We start from the raw sequence: 16,867 nt of genomic DNA, 5'->3' as shown, positions 1-16,867 counted from the left end.
CATCGGTTATACCCAGAGCGTGGCACAGGCTGACAGCAATTCAAATTGCCAAATATGGCTTGAAATAGTCAAATACCTAGCATTTCGACAGAAGAAATTGCCACTATGTCCAATCTGGATCAAATTGACCAACGCCTGATTGCCCTGCTGCGCCACAACGCCCGCGAAAGCGTGGCCACGCTGGCGGCGCGGCTGGGCGTGTCGCGCGGCACGGTCACCAACCGCCTGCGCAGGCTGGAAGATGACGGCGTGATCGTGGGCTACACGCTGCGCCTCAAGCCCGAGGCCGAAACCGGTGGCCTTCAAGCGTGGATGAGCATTGCGATTGAAGGCAACGATGCCCGCCGTGTAACGGCCAGCTTGCTGGGCGAGCCCGCCGTACAGGCCCTGCACGCCACCAACGGCCAATGGGATTTGCTGGCCGAGTTGCAGGTGCCCACCCTGCCCGAGCTGGCGCGGGCACTGGAGCGCATCCGGCTGATCAAGGGCATCAGTCACTCTGAAACCAGCATCCACCTGGAAACACTGCGTGCGGGCCATGCAAGCAGCAGTGGCGGGGCAGTGGAAGGCCGTCGTAGCGCCCACGCCATCTGTCAAAAAGATAGCTGATTGCGTAGATATTTCAGGCATTTGCCAGCACAATCGTGCCCAAAACCAAATAACTAGAGCGCCAGCAGCTACTGGTTTTGCTTTCACCCTCTGCCCACGGATTTCACCACCCATGATGTATACCGCTTTCAAGCACGCTCACACGCTGTTTGCAGTGTTTACGCTGCTGCTCTCCATCGCCTACCTGGGCATGGCCTGGAAAACCACACCAGCGGGCAAGTCCACGCTGGTCTATGTGCTAACGCGCATCTTTGGCGGCATTGCAGCCCTGACCGGCTTGGTCGTCACTTTTGTCGGCCCCTGGCAGCACATGCTGTACCCCTACATCGGCTTGATGCTGTACGTGGTGCATGGCCTGTGCATTGGCTTTGCCAAACGCAATACCGACCCCGCCAAGGCAGGCAGCCGCCGCGTGCTGCTGGTGCTGCAACTAGCCATGCTGCTGGCGCTAACGGGCCTGATGGGCGCCAAGCCCTTCTAAGCGCACGCCTACTGCTGCAGCCACTCAGCCCCCAAGCCTGTGCAGTGCACAGACTTTTTTTATGCGCCCTCGCATGCCGGGGGTGACCCGCATGCGAGCGTGGCACCCGCGCTGGCTGACCGGCCCACCGTGTAAGCCCGCTCTTTGCCCCGCATGCCCCATCCTCGCAGGAATGGACCACCCTATATATCCAAAAATAATATTTGCGAAACAAAACAATCGTTTGTTTTTATAAGGCGCTTGCTTACAGTGCGCAGCCAGTAGCGGAAAAGCATTCCCCCGATGCCCAACCGCCCACGATGACGACTGCGCCATGTACCAATACACAGAATTCGACGCCACCTTCGTGCAGCAACGTGCTGCCCAGTTCCGTGACCAGCTGCAGCGCTGGGAAAGTGACAAGCTCTCCGAAGATGACTTTCGCCCCCTGCGCCTGCAAAACGGCTGGTATGTGCAGCGCTACGCGCCCATGCTGCGTGTGGCCATTCCTTACGGCGAGGTGAACAGCCAGCAAATCCGCGTGCTGGCCAAGGTGGCGCGCGAATATGACGCGCCCGAAACCGAAGTATTCCAGGCTGCGATGGACGGCCAGGGCAAGCTGGGTACCACCTTTTTGCCCACGCACTGCGCCCACTTCACCACACGCACCAACGTGCAGTTCAACTGGATCCCGCTGTCCAAGGCCGCCGACGTGATGGATTTGCTGGCTACGGCCAACCTGCACGGCATTCAGACCAGCGGCAACTGCATCCGCAACACCACCACCGACGCCCTGGCCGGGATTGCAGTGGATGAAGTGGTAGACCCCCGCCCCTACGCAGAAATTTTGCGCCAGTGGACCACGCTGCACCCCGAGTTCGCCTTCCTGCCGCGCAAGTTCAAGATCGCCATCGTGGGCGCCCAAGAAGACCGCGCTGCCAGCGGCTGGCACGATGTGGGCCTGAAACTGGTCAAAAACGAAGCCGGTGAGATTGGCTTTAAGGTGTACGTGGGTGGAGGCATGGGCCGCACCCCCGTGGTGGCGCCGCTGATGCGTGAGTTCCTGCCCTGGAACCAGATCATGAATTACATCGAGGCGATTGTTCGGGTCTATAACGAACTGGGCCGCCGCGACAACAAGTACAAGGCGCGCATCAAGATTTTGGTCAAGGCCGAAGGGCAGGCCTACATCGACGCGGTGGAAGAGGAATTCCGCCAGATCGTCGAAGTGGACGGCGGCCCGCACACCATTTCACAGGCCGAGTTTGACCGCGTGGCCGCCTGCTTTGTCGACCCCGTACTGCCGCAGGTGGCAGATATCGATACGGCCCAGGCCGAGCAAGCCATCGTCGAACACGCTGCGCGCACCCCTGCATTTGCCCGCTGGCTCAGCCGCAACGTGCACCCGCACCGCAACCCGGCGCTGCGCGCCGTGACACTGTCATTCAAGCGTGCGGGCCAAGCACCGGGCGATGCCACAGGTGACCAGCTGGATGCCTTGGCCCAGCTGATGGACACCTACTCCGCCGGCGAAGCGCGCATCACCCACGACCAAAACGTGCTGCTGCCCTGGGTACCGGTGAGCCAGCTGGTGAACTTGTTTGAAGCCGCCAAGGCCCTGGGCCTGGCCTCCACCAACGTGGCCCTGCTGACCGACATGATCGCCTGCCCCGGCGGGGACTTCTGCGCCCTGGCCAACGCCCGCAGCCTGCCGATTGCCGAAGCCATCACCCAGCGCTACCAGGATCTGGACGAGCTGGATGACATTGGTGACATCGACCTGCACATCAGCGGCTGCATCAACAGCTGCGGCCACCACCACAGCGGTCACATCGGCATTCTGGGGGTGGACAAGGACGGCAAGGAGTGGTACCAGGTCACGCTGGGCGGCTCGGACGGCTCCACGCTGTCCGGCGAAGCCGGTGCCGGCAAGGTGATCGGCCCCTCGTTCTCGGCCGCCGAAGTGCCCGACGTGCTCGAAGCCGTGCTGACCACCTACCGCGACCTGCGCCAGCCCGGCGAGCGTTTCATCGACGCCGTGCGCCGCATCGGCCTGGACCCGTTCAAGGAAGCCGGCAAGGCCGCGCGCCACCCCGCGCCTGCCGAGGCGGAAGCCGAAGCCGTCTGAGCCCCCAGAACCCCAAGGAAACCACCATGCAAATTCTGGCCCACAACGACTACCAGGCCCCGACCGCCAGCACGGCCACCGTGCTGGTGCTGGCCAACGACACCAACGTGCTGGACGTGAACCTGGACGGCATCACGCAGATCGACCTGCACTTCCCCGCCTTCACCGACGGCCGCGCCTTCAGCCAGGCCTACCTGCTGCGCCGTCGCCTGAAGTTTGCCGGCGACATCCGCGCCACGGGCGATGTGCTGATCGACCAGCTGGTGCAGATGCAGCGCACAGGCTTCAGCAGCGCCGTGCTGCGCGAAGGCGTGGACGCGGCCGATGCCCAGCGCCAGTTCGAGCGTTTCGGCGGCTACTACCAGGCCGACGCCGTGAACCCGCTGCCCCACTTCCACGCACGTCAGGCCACCGCATGAGCGCACTTGCCCCCACCCTTGATCTGGCCCAGGTGAATGCCGAACTGGGCCGCGACGCCCAGGCCCTGGTGAACTGGGCCGTCGGCCTGGACCTGCCCACCATCGTCACCACCAATTTCCGCCCCTTCGAGGCGGTGATCCTGCACATGGTGACGCGCGCCCGCCCCGACGTGTCCGTGGTCTGGATGGACAACGGCTACAACACCGAAGCCACCTATCGGTTTGCCGATGCGGTGACCAAGCAGCTTGGGCTCAACCTCAAGATCTACCTGCCCCTGCGCTCGCGCGCCCACCGCGAGGCCGTGGAAGGCCCCACGCCCGCGCTGGACGACCCGCGCCACGCAGCCTTCACCGCCGAGGTGAAGCTGGAGCCCTTTGCCCGCGCCCTGCGCGAGACTGCGCCTAAGGTCTGGTTCACCGCCCTGCGCGCCACCGACACCGCCGTGCGCGCCGCCATGGACCCGGTCAGCATCAACCCCGATGGCCTGATCAAGGTGGCGCCCCTGCTGCACTGGTCGTCCAAGGACCTGTACGAATACTGCGAGCAGCACCGCCTGCCCAACAACTTCGACTACGTGGACCCCACCAAGGGTGAAGACAACCGCGAATGCGGCCTGCACATATCCCACTAAGAACCATAGCTTCCAGCCCTTACTGGATAAGCGCTAGAGCCCGATTTCGTTTGAAAGTATCTGTATGAACGCCCGTGTGGACACCCCCGTGCTGAGCCAGCTCAGCAACCGCCACCTGGATGCGCTGGAAGAGGAAACCATCTTCATCCTGCGCGAAGTGGCCGCCGCCTTTGAACGTCCCGCCCTGCTGTTCTCGGGCGGCAAGGACTCGCTGGTCATGCTGCGCTGCGCCGAGAAGGCCTTTGGCGCGGGCCGCATCCCCTACCCGCTGCTGATGATCGACACCGGCCACAACTTCCCCGAAGTGACCGATTTCCGCGACTTCCGGGCGCAGGAGCTGGGGGCCGAGCTGATCGTGCGCAGCGTGGAAGACTCCATGGCGCGCGGCACGGTGCGCCTGGCCCACCCCGAAGAACCCCGCAATGCGCACCAGTCGGTCACGCTGCTGGAAGCGATTGAAGAGTTCCGCTTTGATGCGCTGATTGGCGGCGCCCGCCGCGACGAGGAAAAGGCCCGCGCCAAGGAACGCATCTTCAGCCACCGCGACAGCTTTGGCCAATGGCAGCCCAAGGCCCAGCGCCCCGAGCTGTGGACGCTGTTCAACACCCGCATTGCCCCCAGCGAGCACTTCCGCGTGTTCCCCATCAGCAACTGGACCGAGCTGGACGTGTGGCAATACATCGAGCGTGAGCAGATCGCCCTGCCCAGCCTGTACTACAGCCACCCGCGCCACATCGTCGAACGCAAGGGCCTGCTGGTGCCCGTGACGGAGCTGACCCCGCCCAAAGACGGCGAAACCGTCGTGGTGCGCAACGTGCGCTTCCGTACCTTGGGCGACATCACCTGCACCTGCCCCGTGGAAAGCACGGCGGCCACGGCGGCCGAGATCGTGATCGAGACCCTGGCCGCCGAGGTCAGCGAACGCGGCGCCACGCGCATGGACGACAAGACCAGCGAGGCCTCCATGGAAAAGCGCAAGAAAGACGGGTATTTCTGACACTTCCCCCTGAGGCGCTCACGCGCCTTCCCCCTTCTCTTTCAGGCTTCGCCTTCGGGAAGGGGGACGACACCAGCGCGGCGGGGCGGCCCTTGCGCGGTGTCTCTGGATTGGGCCATGCCAGTGCAAGGGCCATGCCCTTGCTCAGAGAAAGAATGCAATGACAGAAACTCTTAATTCCGTAGCTACTAGCGCAAGCACAGCAAGCGCTAACGGCCAATTTGACTCTGATTCCGACCACGTCTCCGCCCTGCGCTTCATCACCTGCGGCTCGGTGGACGATGGCAAGTCGACCCTGATCGGCCGCCTGCTGGTGGACACCCGCGCCGTGCTGCAGGACCAGCTAGCCGGCGTGACCAAGAGCGGCGAGACCGACCTGGCCCTGCTGACCGACGGTCTGTCGGCCGAGCGCGAGCAAGGCATCACCATCGACGTGGCCTACCGCTACTTCAACACCGACGCGCGCAAGTTCATCATCGGCGACGCGCCCGGCCATGAGCAGTACACGCGCAACATGGTCACGGCCGTCAGCAGCGCCGACGCCGCCGTGGTGCTGGTGGACGCCACCAAGCTGGACTGGCAGAACCCCGGCCTGCAACTGCTGCCGCAGACGCGCCGCCACAGCCTGCTGGCCCACCTGCTGCGCGTGCACTCGCTGGTGTTTGCCGTCAACAAGCTGGACGCCGTGGCCGACCCGGCCCAGGCCTTTGCCCACATCCGCGCCGCCCTGGAGCGCTTCGCCCAGGACGCCGGCATTGCCGTGGCGGCCACCGTGCCCGTGTCCGCCCTCAAGGGCTACAACGTGGTCAACGCCCACCATGGCTGGGCCGGCTATGACGGCCCCAGCCTGCTGCAACTGCTGGAGCAGCTGCCCAACACCCCGGCCGACAGCGATCTGCCCCTGGCCTTCCCCGTGCAGTGGGTGGAGAAGTTCCACGACAGCGCCGTCACCACCCAGGGCCGCCGCGTGTTCTGGGGCCGTGTGGCCGCCGGCAGCGCCCAGGTGGGTGCGCAGGTGCAGATCCTGCCCAGCGGCCAACTGGCCACCATCGCCCAGGTGATCGACCATGCCCGCGCGCCCCAGGGCGTGACGGCAGGCCTGTCCGCCGGCATCACGCTGGACCGCGAGGTGGATGTCTCGCGCGGCGACTGGATCGTGGCCGCCCCCGTGCAGGCCGCCGTGGCCGACGATGATTTCGACACCCCCACCGCCCAGCCCGCCTGGCCCAGCAGCCGCAGCCTGAGCGCCACCGTGGCCTGGATGGACAACGAGCCCCTGGTGCCCGGCCGCGTTTACTGGGCGCTGCACGGCCACCGCTGGGTCAAGGCCAAGGCCCAGCGCGTGGTGCACCGCCTGAACGTCAACACCCTGGCCGAGGAAGACGCCGCCCAGCTGGAGCCCAACGCCATCGGCGTGGTGGAGTTTGCGCTGCAAGAAGCCATTCCTGCCGCTGCCTTTGCCCACAGCCGTGCTCTGGGGTCTTTGATTCTGGTCGACACCGCCAGCAACGCCACGGCGGGCGCGGTTTTGGTGCAATGATTTGACCCAAACCAGAGCTTGCCGCGTATGAATCTGCCGCGGCCCGTGGCATTGCGGCAGAAAAAACCTAGAATTACGGGTTACACCTGAACCCACTGCATAAGAAGAATCTCTCATGACACACGTCGTCACCGAAAACTGCATCAAGTGCAAATACACCGACTGCGTGGACGTTTGCCCCGTGGACTGCTTCCGCGAAGGCCCAAACTTCCTCGTGATTGACCCCGATGAGTGCATCGACTGCGCGGTTTGCATCCCCGAGTGCCCTGCCAACGCCATCTTTGCGGAAGAAGATACGCCGGCCGACCAGTTGCACTTCATCAAGCTCAACGCGGAGCTGGCCGTGGCCAAGGGCTGGAAGAGCATCACCAAGCGCAAGGCTTCTCTGCCCGATGCCGATGAATGGAATGGCAAGGAAGGTAAGCTCAGCTTGCTGGAGCGCTAAACCGTTTTCCTGTGCCACACGCCACCTCTGTGGTGCGTGCCCCCTCAACAGCCCCTGCATTGGGGCTGTTTGCTTTTGAGAAAGACCCAACCATGACCACGGCCATCCCTTCAAAACCACCTGTTGAAACCGACGTGGCTGTGATCGGTGCAGGCGCCGTAGGCATGTTTCAAGTCTTTCAACTGGGCTTGCAAGGCCTGCACTGCCACTTGATCGACGCCCTGCCCCACCTGGGGGGTCAATGCGCGCAGCTGTACCCCCACAAACCCATCTACGACATTCCCGGTATCAAGGCCTGCAGCGGCGCCGAGTTGGTAGAGCGCCTGCGCGAGCAAATGGCCCCATTTGCCCCCACGCTGCACTTGGCACAGCAGGTACAAACACTGGTGCAACAAGACGATGGGCGCTGGCTGCTGGGCACCGATCAAGGCACCGCACTGCTTGCCAAAGCCGTGGTGATTGCCGCCGGCGTGGGCGCTTTTGTGCCCAAGACCGTCAAGCTTGAGGGAATAGAAGCCTTGGTGGGCCACAGCGTGCATTACCACCCCGCCGATTTAGGTTCGCTGGCACTCCAAGGCCAGCGTGTACTGGTGCACGGCGGCGATGAGCTGGCCGTGCAAGCGGCCCTAGACGCTGTGCACCACCAGGCTGCCAGCGTCACTTTGATGCACCGCCGCGATGTCTTTACCGCCCCTGAGGCTTTGCTGACCCAACTGCGCATGCACCAGGACGCAGGCCATATCCGCGTGCTGGCTGCGCAGCCCCAAGCGCTGCAAGCCGAGGGCATTGCCTTGAGCGCTGTGACAGTCACCCTGCCCGATGGCAGCAGCCATGACCTGGATGTGCAGCAATGGCTGGTGTTCCAAGGCATCTCACCCAAGCTCGGGCCGGTGGCAGACTGGGGGTTGGAGCTGGTCAAAAAGCAGCTACCGGTAGACACCGGCACCTTTGTCACTGAAGCGCCGGGCATCTATGCCGTGGGTGATATCAATACCTACCCCGGCAAGCGCAAGCTGCTGCTGTGCGGTTTTCACGAAGCGACACTGGCGGGTTTTTCGATTGCCGAGTATCTGACCGACAAACCCGTGCTGCTGCAATACACCACCACCAGCACGCGCTTGCACGAACTGCTGGGCGTAACTGGAACGATCTCGACATAAAAACTGGCCCGCAGCGCAGGAACCACGCCTAACGCACAGGTAAAAACTGTAGCAAAGGGCCGCCCACCAGGCTCTGCCCCAACCCAATCGCCGAGCGCCGCACGCGCTCTGTCCCAAAACTGGCCACCAAGTCCAGCCGTGCAATCACTTTGCCCATTTCGCGCTCAAAGCTCAGATTACGTTCTTGCGCAGAGATGTGGTTGGACAGCAGCAAGGGCTGGCCTTGGGCGTTTTTGCGGTGGTTCAGCACCCAATTGGCAATCTCCACATTGCGGGCCGCGTTGTAGACATGCTGAGGGTTCAGGCTGTCTACCAAGGTGAAGCTGGTTTTTCCGCCATGCGACGTCAAAAGCATGTCGCCCATGGCATAGATAAAAGCACCCACCCGGTCTCCCGCAAAATCGGGGCTGAGCGCTTTGCTCAGTGCCATGACATCACGGTGCGCTTGCAGCGCTGGCCACACCTGCTTGCCCAGCATGGCACTGCGAACATGGGCCATGGCTGCCTCGCGCGAAGCTGCCGTTTTGCGCCATTCGGCGGGGTTGCGCTGGTAGAGCTTGTCCATCAGCCGCATCAGGCTGTCCAGGTTTTCTTGCATGGCAAGGCTAGCAATCCGGTTGCTGTCTGACTGCAGCATCTGTTGCATGGAAAAGGCATCGCCTTGTACTTTGCCATGCGGCGTGGGCGCGCTGGCGCAACCCGCCATGAGCAAAGCCAAGCCCCATGCACAGCGCATGAGACATCGGCGTGTTCCCGTGCAATTTGCAGCTACCATGCCCGCAGCATAGCCAATGCCACCACCCCTGCCAATCCACAGTCCCATCTTGCGCGCCGTTTTGAGTTGTGCCCGCCCGAAGACCGCACAGCCCCTTAGCGGCCGTTGACACCCGCGTGTCAATGCGCGGCGTGCCAGATAATTCGGGCTTTTTTTGCACTCACCCACCCATGCTTCATGAATCTCACCGGCGCCGCCAGCGCCTTCCTGCCGAAGTGCGCGTGCAGCACATCCTGGATGCGGCCTTGGCTGAGTTTTCACGCCAAGGCTATAACGCCGCGCGCATGGAAGACATTGCCCGGTCAGCAGGTCTTTCCAAAGGCGGTTTGTATGCGCACTTTCCCAGCAAAGAGTCGTTGCTACAACAACTGCTAGCGCGCGTGCTGGAGGCTCCACTGCTGGAGAACCTGCATTGGTGGCCCTGCGAGGCACGCACTCTGGAAGATTTGGTGGATGCCTTTGTCGATCACACGCTGCAGCGTTTGGCCGCCCCGTCTGTTTTGCCGACCATTCGCCTGCTCTTGGCTGAGGCTCCACGCCTTCCCCAAGGCATGCAGGATTGGCACCAGAACATGATGCGCATGCACGCCCAAAACCATGAGCGGCTGATGCAGCGTGCCATTGCCGAAGGTTTTGTGACTGCGCCAGAGGGGCTGATGGATTGCTCCATCCTGATGCTTCCCATGACCCAGAGTCTCTTCATGATGTTGGCCAGCGGCGAAGCGCCCACACCGCAAGCCATCCAAGCCTTGCGACCACAGCACAGGCTGTTGTTGCTGCGCTTGTTGCGCCCTTGATGCCCCATCGCCCTGGGGCATGAGGGCTCCCAGGAAGGTGTTTGATACCGTTAAAAACCGACCAGTCGGTATCAGCTTGACTTGGCTCAAGAGCCCATCCAGCAAAAACTTTCAAACTGCACTGCATCAGTATTTGCTGATTGACGCACAAGGTCGGTATAACAGGCCATGCGCTCCATACGTACAGACATGCATTCAGCCTTCCCGTCCCTCCCACGCGCCAGCGCTTATGCGGCCTTCGGTCTTTGCATGGCGATACTTGCCACAGGCTGTGCGCCCAGCCAGGCACTGACAGAGCCTGAAACGACGCTTCCAGCCCACTACCCGGCAGGCGATTTCGCTGCCACAGCCAGTGCCACTACTGGCTTGCCTGCGTGGCAAGCCATGGTGCAAGACCGCACTTTGCAGCAGTTGCTTGAGCAAGCCAGCACCCACAACCATGACTTGCGCCTTGCCTTGCTGCGCGCACAAGAAGCACGCGCAGCGTATGGAATTCAGCGTGCAGACCGCCTGCCCAGCATCGGCCTTGGCAGCAGCCACGCCCGTGCCCGTGTGCCGGGGGATTTGAATGCCTCCCGCCAATCGGTTGTGGGGAGCGATCACGAGGTTTTTGTGGGCCTCAACAGCTGGGAGCTTGATTTGTGGGGGCGTGTGCGCCAACTCAGTGAAGCAGCCCTGCAGCAATACCTCGCCTCTGAAGCCGGCGCGCAAGCCGCGCGCCAAGCGTTGTTGGCGCAAGTGGCACGCACCTATCTGGCACTGCGCGAAGCCGACGACCGTTTGGCGCTGACGCGCAGCACCGTGCAAAGCCGTGCAGAAACGCTGCGCATCTTCACGCGCCGCCATGAAGTGGGCGCCACCAGCAAATATGCACTCACGCAGGTACAAAGCCTGCACCACCAAGCGCTGGTCATCGCTGTACAGCTGGAGCAAGAACGCGCACAGCTTGCCCATGCGCTGCATTTGCTCACAGGGGCCGACGTTGCGCAGCTACCGCCGCTAGAGCGCGACACCCAGATATTTGCACCCGTGCCTGTGGGCCTGCCCTCAAGCCTGCTGACGGCGCGCCCCGACATCATCGCCGCAGAGCACCAGCTGCAAGCATCACGCGCACAAGTGGGTGCCGCGCGTGCGGCCTTCTTTCCCCGCATTGCCTTGACCGGCAGTTGGGGCAGTGGCAGTGCCGAGCTCAGCGGCTTGTTTGAATCCGGCAGCCAAGCATGGACGTTCATGCCCAGCATTGCCTTGCCCATCTTTGATGGTGGCAGGCGCCAAGCCAATCTGGACTTGGCTGCCGTGCGCCAAAACGCCGCCGTGGTGACGTACGAGCGCACCATCCAGACGGCATTCCGTGAAGTGGCCGATGCGCTGGCAATGCGCCAGAGCATGGCCCAGCAAGTGGACATTCAGCAAAGCAATCTGCAATCGCTGCAAGAGCGCGCCCGGCTGGCACAGCTGCGCTACGACAACGGCGCATCGCCCTATCTGGACGTTCTGGATGCACAGCGCGAGCTCCTCAGCGCAGCCCAGCAGCTGGTGCAAGCGCGCTACGCCCTGCAAAGCGTCCACGTCAGCCTGTACACCGCATTGGGCGGAGGCACCAGCTTGGGCACCGCCGCGCCCGCAGCCAGCGCCACCACCCCAACGCCTCACTCCTGAATACCGCACACACCATGTCCAACAACAGCAAAAAGAAAACCCTGACCCTCCTGGCCTTAGCCACTGCTTTGGTGCTCGCCGGTGGTTATGCATGGAAACAATGGCAAGCCAGCCACGTCAATGAAGGTCTGGCTGGCGGCAATGGCCGTATCGAAGCCACCGAAGTGGACATCGCCACCAAACTGGGCGGGCGTGTTGAGGAAATTTTGGTGGGTGAAGGGGACTTCGTGAAAGCGGGCGAGCCGCTGGCCCGTATGCAAATTACCAGCTTGCAGGCACAGTACGAAGAGGCCGTCGCCGGCAAAGACCGCGCTGTCCACAACGTGGCGGCCTCCAAGGCACAGGTGGCGCTGCGCCAAAGTGACCACGCTGCGGCCCTTGCCGTCGTAGCCCAGCGTGAAGCCGATTTGGACGCGGCCCAGCGCCGTCTGGCACGCTCTGAAACCCTGACCCGCGAAGGCGCCAGCTCTGCCCAAGAGCTGGACGATGACCGTGCCCGTGTGCGCGGCGCACAAGCGGCGCTGAAAGCCGCACTGGCGCAGGCTGCTGCCGCGCAGGCCGCCATTACCGCCGCCCAGGCACAGGTCACAGGCGCAGACTCTGCCGTGGTGGCTGCACAAGCTACTGTGCAGCGCGTTGCGGCAGAGCTGGACGACAGCACTTTGCTTGCCCCTCGTGATGGCCGCGTGCAGTTTCGCCTGGCACAGCCCGGTGAAGTCCTGGGCGCAGGCGGCAAAGTGCTGAATCTGGTGGACTTGGCCGATGTCTACATGAGCTTTTTCTTGCCTGAAACCGTGGCAGGCCGGGTTGCCTTGGGCTCCGAAGTGCGCATCGTGCTGGATGCGGCGCCGCAATTTGTGATTCCGGCCAAGGTGTCGTTTGTGTCCGCCACCGCGCAGTTCACGCCCAAAACCGTGGAAACGGCCAGCGAACGGCAAAAACTCATGTTCCGGGTGAAGGCGCAGCTGGATCCGCAACTGCTGCAAAAACACCTCACCCAGGTCAAGACCGGCCTGCCAGGCCAGGCCTGGGTATTGGCCGAACCTGGCGCACAGTGGCCTGCACATTTGCAGGTGAAGCTGCCGGAGTAAGCGCATGGCCGCTACCTTGGTACCAGGTGCTGCCCCTGCGCCGGTCGCCCACCTTCAGAACGTACACCTGCGCTATGGCAGCGCCGCGGCACTGCGGGGCCTGTCGCTGGACATTCCTGCCGGCGTCATGGTGGGCCTGATTGGGCCTGATGGTGTGGGCAAATCCAGCCTGCTGTCTTTGCTGTCTGGGGCACGCCAGTTGCAAGAAGGCGAAGTTCACGTGCTGGGTGGCGACATGCGCAGCAAGGCGCACCGTGATGCTGTGTGTCCGCGCATCGCCTATATGCCGCAAGGCTTGGGCAAAAACCTCTACCCGACCTTGTCGGTCGAAGAAAACCTGCAGTTTTTTGCCCGCTTGTTTGGCCACAACCAGGCCGAACGCCGCGCACGCATTGACGATTTGACGCAAAGCACGGGGCTAAAGAAGTTTCTCTCGCGCCCCGCAGGCAAGCTGTCGGGCGGCATGAAGCAAAAGCTGGGGTTGTGCTGCGCACTGATCCACGACCCGGACTTGCTGATTCTGGACGAGCCCACCACCGGCGTAGACCCGCTGGCCCGGGCGCAGTTCTGGGATTTGATCAACCGCATCCGCACCACACGCCCCCACATGAGTGTGCTGGTGGCCACGGCCTATATGGACGAAGCCCAGCGGTTTGACTGGCTGGTGGCCATGGACGACGGCCAGATTCTGGCCACTGGCACGCCCGATGAGCTGCTGCAGCGCACGCACACCGCATCGCTGGAGGCGGCTTTCATCGCCCTGCTGCCGCAGGCCAAAAAGCACGGGCACAGCGAGGTGCTGATTCCGCCGCTGCAGGCCAGCGACGATGACATCGCGATTGAGGCCCAAGACCTCACCATGCGCTTTGGTGACTTTGTGGCCGTGGATCACGTGAACTTTCGCATCCGCCGGGGCGAGATTTTTGGCTTTCTGGGCTCCAACGGCTGCGGCAAATCCACCACCATGAAAATGCTGACCGGCCTGATGCCTGCCAGCGAAGGCAAAGCCTGGCTGTTTGGCCATGAGGTCGATCCGCACGACATTGCCACGCGCCGTCGCGTGGGCTACATGTCGCAAGCGTTCTCGCTGTACGGCGAGCTGACCGTGCTGCAAAACCTGGTGCTGCACGCGCAGCTGTTTCATGTACCGCCAGAGCAAATCAACGCCCGCGTAGAAGCCATGCTGCAGCGCTTTGGCCTGCAGCAAGAGCGCTACGAGCTGCCCGAGCGACTGCCGCTGGGTCTGCGCCAGCGCCTGTCACTGGCCGTGGCCATGGTGCACAGCCCGGAGTTGCTGATTTTGGATGAGCCCACCTCGGGCGTAGACCCGGTGGCGCGTGACCAGTTCTGGCGTTTGCTGGTGGAGCTGTCGCGCCGCGACAAGGTGACGATTTTCATCTCCACCCACTTCATGAACGAGGCCGAGCGCTGCGACCGCATGTCCATGATGCACGCGGGCAAAGTGCTCGACTCCGACGTACCCGCCAAGCTGGTTGAAAAGCGCGGCGCGGCGACGCTGGAAGAAGCCTTTATTGGCTATCTGGTGGAAGCATCGGGCGAGCCAGCCCCCGACCTCAACACCAAAAAAATAGCTGCCAGCGCTGATAAAACAAGCACTTCAGTACAAAAACCATCTGAACCCGAGCAATCACCAGCGCAAGGCGCTATGGTTTCTAATAGCGCTAGCGCACTCCCCCGCTTTAGCCTGCAGCGCATGTGGAGCTATCTGTGGCGCGAGTCGCTGGAGCTGCAGCGCGACCCGGTACGCGCCACGCTGGCGCTGGTGGGCTCGCTGGTGCTGATGGTGGTGATTGGCTTTGGCATCAGCTTTGATGTGGAAGATCTGACATTTGCCGTGCTGGACCGCGACCAAAGCACGCTGAGCCAGAGCTACACGCAAAGCTTGTCGGGCTCGCGCTATTTTCTGGAGCAACCGCCGCTGACGTCCTACGAAGATCTGGATCAACGCATGCGGGCCGGCAAGATTGTGGTGGCTATTGAAATCCCCCCGGGTTTTGGGCGCGACATTCTGCGCGGCACCCCCACGGCCGTGGGCGCCTGGTTCGACGGCGCCATGCCCACCCGCGCAGAAACCGTCAAGGGCTATGTGCAAGGCATTCACCAGTATTGGCTGGCCGAGCAGGTGCGCGAGCGCACCGGTCAGCGGCTGAGCAGCCAGGTCAGCATGGAAACCCGTTTTCGCTACAACCCAGACGTAAAAAGCCTGCCCGCCATGGTGCCGGCCGTCATTCCGCTGCTGCTGATGATGCTGCCCGCCATGCTCACCGCGCTGGCGGTGGTGCGCGAGAAAGAGCTGGGCTCCATCGTGAACCTGTACGTCACCCCGGTCACGCGCATGGAGTTTTTGCTGGGCAAGCAACTGCCTTATGTGGCACTGGCCATGCTGAACTATGTGCTCATGTGCCTGATGGCTGTGCTGGTGTTTGATGTGCCCATCACCGGCAGCGTGTTCACACTCACGCTGGCGGCGTTGATCTTCAGCATCATCACCACCGGCATGGGCCTGCTGGCGTCAGCCGTCACACGCAGCCAGATTGCTGCCATGTTTTTTGCCATGCTGGGCACGCTGATTCCGGCCACCCAGTTTTCGGGGCTGACCGACCCCGTCTCATCCCTGGAAGGCGCGGGCCGCATCATTGGTGAGTACTACCCGGCCACGCACATGTTCACCATCAGCCGTGGCGTATTTAGCAAGGCGCTGGACCTGCACGATCTGGCCGCCTCTTTCTGGCCGCTGCTGGCGGCAATCCCCGTCATCATGGGGATTGCCGTGTGGGCGCTGCCCAAGCAGGACAAATAGCCATGGCCCCTATGTTTGACAGGAGGCTTTGCCATGCGGCATAGCTTGAAAAATATCTGGCGTCTGGGCGTCAAAGAGCTGTGGAGCCTGTGGCGCGACCCCGTCATGCTGGTGCTGATTGTCTACACCTTCACCCTGTCGGTGTACACCGCCGCATCGGCCATGCCCGAGACGCTGCACCACGCCCCGATTGCCATCGTGGACGAAGACCAGTCACCGCTGTCGGCGCGCATCACCTCGGCCTTTTACCCGCCCCATTTCATGCCCTTGCAGCTCTCAGGCGTGCAAGCGGTGGACCCGGGCATGGACGCGGGCAAGTTCACCTTTGCGCTGACCATTCCCCCCGGCTTTCAGCGCGATGTGCTGGCGGGCAAAAAAGTTGAGCTGCAATTGAATGTGGATGCCACGCGCATGAGCCAGGCCTTCTCTGGCAACGGCTATATCCAGCAGATCGTGATGGCCGAGGTCAATGAATTTGTGCAACGCCACCGCGCGGCGGCCAGCACCCCCGTGGCGCTGGAAGTGCGCGCGCGGTTTAACCCCTCGCTCAACAAAATGTGGTTTGGCGGGGTGATGCAAATCATCAACAACGTGACCATGCTCTCCATCATCCTCACGGGTGCGGCCCTGATCCGCGAGCGTGAGCACGGCACGATTGAGCACTTGCTGGTCATGCCCGTCACACCCACCGAAATCATGCTGGCCAAAGTATGGTCCATGGGCGCCGTGGTGCTGGTGGCGGCCGGTGTGTCGCTGAACCTGGTGGTGCGCGGCTTTTTGCAAGTGCCGATCGAGGGCAGCATTGCGCTGTTCATGGCCGGTGCGGCGCTGTGCCTGTTTGCCACCACGGCCATGGGCATCTTCATGGCCACCGTGGCGCGCTCCATGCCGCAGTTTGGCCTGCTGATGGTGCTGACGCTGCTGCCGCTGCAGCTGCTGTCGGGGGGCACCACGCCGCGCGAGTCCATGCCGCAGCTGGTGCAAGACGTCATGCTGGCCGCCCCCACCACCCATTTCGTGAGTCTGGCCCAAGGCATTTTGTACCGTGGCGCTGGGCTGGATGTGGTGTGGCCGCAGTTTTTGGCGCTGTTTGCCATTGGCTGCGTGCTGTTTGCACTGGCGCTGTCGCGCTTTCGCAAAACCATCAGCTCCATGGCCTGAGGGCTGCCTGCCGACCCATTTAGCGCGCCTTAACTGGCTGTAGGGTCATTAATGCCATCGCTGCACAAGATGAGTGGCATCACCCAAAATTCGGGCCCGTACGGAATTGAGCGGCCGCAGCAATGCGGCCGTTTTGTTTACCCATCCCCCACGGCTTGCGCGCCGGTCGGATG

15 protein-coding genes are annotated in these 16,867 nt (G+C 62.7%); 14 read left to right on the top strand and 1 reads right to left on the bottom strand.

Going from position 1 to position 16,867, the window contains the following annotated elements:
* Positions 1 to 114 precede the first annotated feature (114 nt).
* The 9 genes from QEP12_RS13855 (at position 115) to QEP12_RS13815 (ending at position 8,390) form a co-directional block, all read left to right on the top strand.
* Entirely contained in the window at positions 115 to 609 is a 495-nt protein-coding gene (locus QEP12_RS13855; RefSeq protein WP_284214634.1) for an Lrp/AsnC family transcriptional regulator, read from the top strand.
* Positions 610 to 721: 112 nt separating this feature from the next.
* Positions 722 to 1,090 (top strand): hypothetical protein, encoded by a 369-nt coding sequence (locus QEP12_RS13850; RefSeq protein WP_174862587.1) that lies wholly within the window; start codon positions 722 to 724, stop codon positions 1,088 to 1,090.
* A 313-nt stretch (positions 1,091 to 1,403) separates the two neighbouring features.
* The gene (locus QEP12_RS13845) at positions 1,404 to 3,197 is read left to right on the top strand and encodes a nitrite/sulfite reductase (RefSeq protein WP_284214612.1); all 1,794 of its coding nucleotides are present in this window, start codon (positions 1,404 to 1,406) and stop codon (positions 3,195 to 3,197) included.
* A 26-nt stretch (positions 3,198 to 3,223) separates the two neighbouring features.
* Complete coding sequence (locus QEP12_RS13840; protein WP_043386892.1) at positions 3,224 to 3,616, top strand: DUF934 domain-containing protein; 393 nt, start codon at positions 3,224 to 3,226, stop codon at positions 3,614 to 3,616.
* Positions 3,613 to 4,248, top strand: a complete 636-nt coding sequence (locus QEP12_RS13835; RefSeq protein ID WP_174862589.1) for a phosphoadenosine phosphosulfate reductase domain-containing protein — start codon at positions 3,613 to 3,615, stop codon at positions 4,246 to 4,248. The genes QEP12_RS13840 and QEP12_RS13835 overlap by 4 nt, the downstream gene beginning before the upstream one ends.
* 64 nt (positions 4,249 to 4,312) lie before the next feature.
* A complete protein-coding gene (cysD, locus tag QEP12_RS13830) occupies positions 4,313 to 5,245 on the top strand; it encodes a sulfate adenylyltransferase subunit CysD (protein WP_284214611.1) in 933 nt (310 codons plus the stop codon).
* Positions 5,246 to 5,405: 160 nt separating this feature from the next.
* Entirely contained in the window at positions 5,406 to 6,785 is a 1,380-nt protein-coding gene (locus QEP12_RS13825) for a sulfate adenylyltransferase subunit 1 (protein WP_284214610.1), read from the top strand.
* A 115-nt stretch (positions 6,786 to 6,900) separates the two neighbouring features.
* Positions 6,901 to 7,230, top strand: a complete 330-nt coding sequence (fdxA, locus tag QEP12_RS13820; RefSeq protein WP_042416602.1) for a ferredoxin FdxA — start codon at positions 6,901 to 6,903, stop codon at positions 7,228 to 7,230.
* 92 nt (positions 7,231 to 7,322) lie between these two features.
* Positions 7,323 to 8,390 (top strand): NAD(P)/FAD-dependent oxidoreductase, encoded by a 1,068-nt coding sequence (locus tag QEP12_RS13815; protein WP_284214608.1) that lies wholly within the window; start codon positions 7,323 to 7,325, stop codon positions 8,388 to 8,390.
* Between the two features lie 28 nt (positions 8,391 to 8,418).
* Here the strand turns inward: QEP12_RS13815 and QEP12_RS13810 are convergent, their stop codons facing one another.
* Positions 8,419 to 9,126: a hypothetical protein gene (locus tag QEP12_RS13810; protein WP_284214607.1), complete on the bottom strand. Its 708-nt coding sequence runs from the start codon at positions 9,124 to 9,126 to the stop codon at positions 8,419 to 8,421.
* A 209-nt stretch (positions 9,127 to 9,335) separates the two neighbouring features.
* Between QEP12_RS13810 and QEP12_RS13805 the strand changes: the two genes are divergently transcribed.
* From QEP12_RS13805 to QEP12_RS13785, 5 genes are all read left to right on the top strand, one after another.
* On the top strand, positions 9,336 to 9,962 hold the full coding sequence (locus QEP12_RS13805; RefSeq protein ID WP_284214606.1) for a TetR/AcrR family transcriptional regulator: 627 nt from the start codon (positions 9,336 to 9,338) through the stop codon (positions 9,960 to 9,962).
* A gap of 249 nt (positions 9,963 to 10,211) precedes the next feature.
* Positions 10,212 to 11,621, top strand: a complete 1,410-nt coding sequence (locus QEP12_RS13800) for an efflux transporter outer membrane subunit (protein ID WP_219164486.1) — start codon at positions 10,212 to 10,214, stop codon at positions 11,619 to 11,621.
* Positions 11,622 to 11,635: 14 nt separating this feature from the next.
* Positions 11,636 to 12,712 carry an HlyD family secretion protein gene (locus QEP12_RS13795; protein ID WP_284214605.1) on the top strand — a complete coding sequence of 359 codons (1,077 nt, stop codon included), beginning with the start codon at positions 11,636 to 11,638 and terminating at the stop codon, positions 12,710 to 12,712.
* A 4-nt stretch (positions 12,713 to 12,716) separates the two neighbouring features.
* Positions 12,717 to 15,533: a ribosome-associated ATPase/putative transporter RbbA gene (gene rbbA / locus QEP12_RS13790; protein ID WP_284214604.1), complete on the top strand. Its 2,817-nt coding sequence runs from the start codon at positions 12,717 to 12,719 to the stop codon at positions 15,531 to 15,533.
* Between the two features lie 33 nt (positions 15,534 to 15,566).
* Entirely contained in the window at positions 15,567 to 16,694 is a 1,128-nt protein-coding gene (locus tag QEP12_RS13785; protein ID WP_174863268.1) for an ABC transporter permease, read from the top strand.
* Positions 16,695 to 16,867: the final 173 nt, after the last annotated feature.

The organism is Comamonas jiangduensis (assembly GCF_030162955.1).
Classification (GTDB): Bacteria; Pseudomonadota; Gammaproteobacteria; order Burkholderiales; family Burkholderiaceae_C; genus Comamonas; species Comamonas jiangduensis.
The sequence above is the reverse complement of the archived record's forward strand: the minus strand, read 5'-3'. Positions and strand labels throughout refer to the sequence as shown.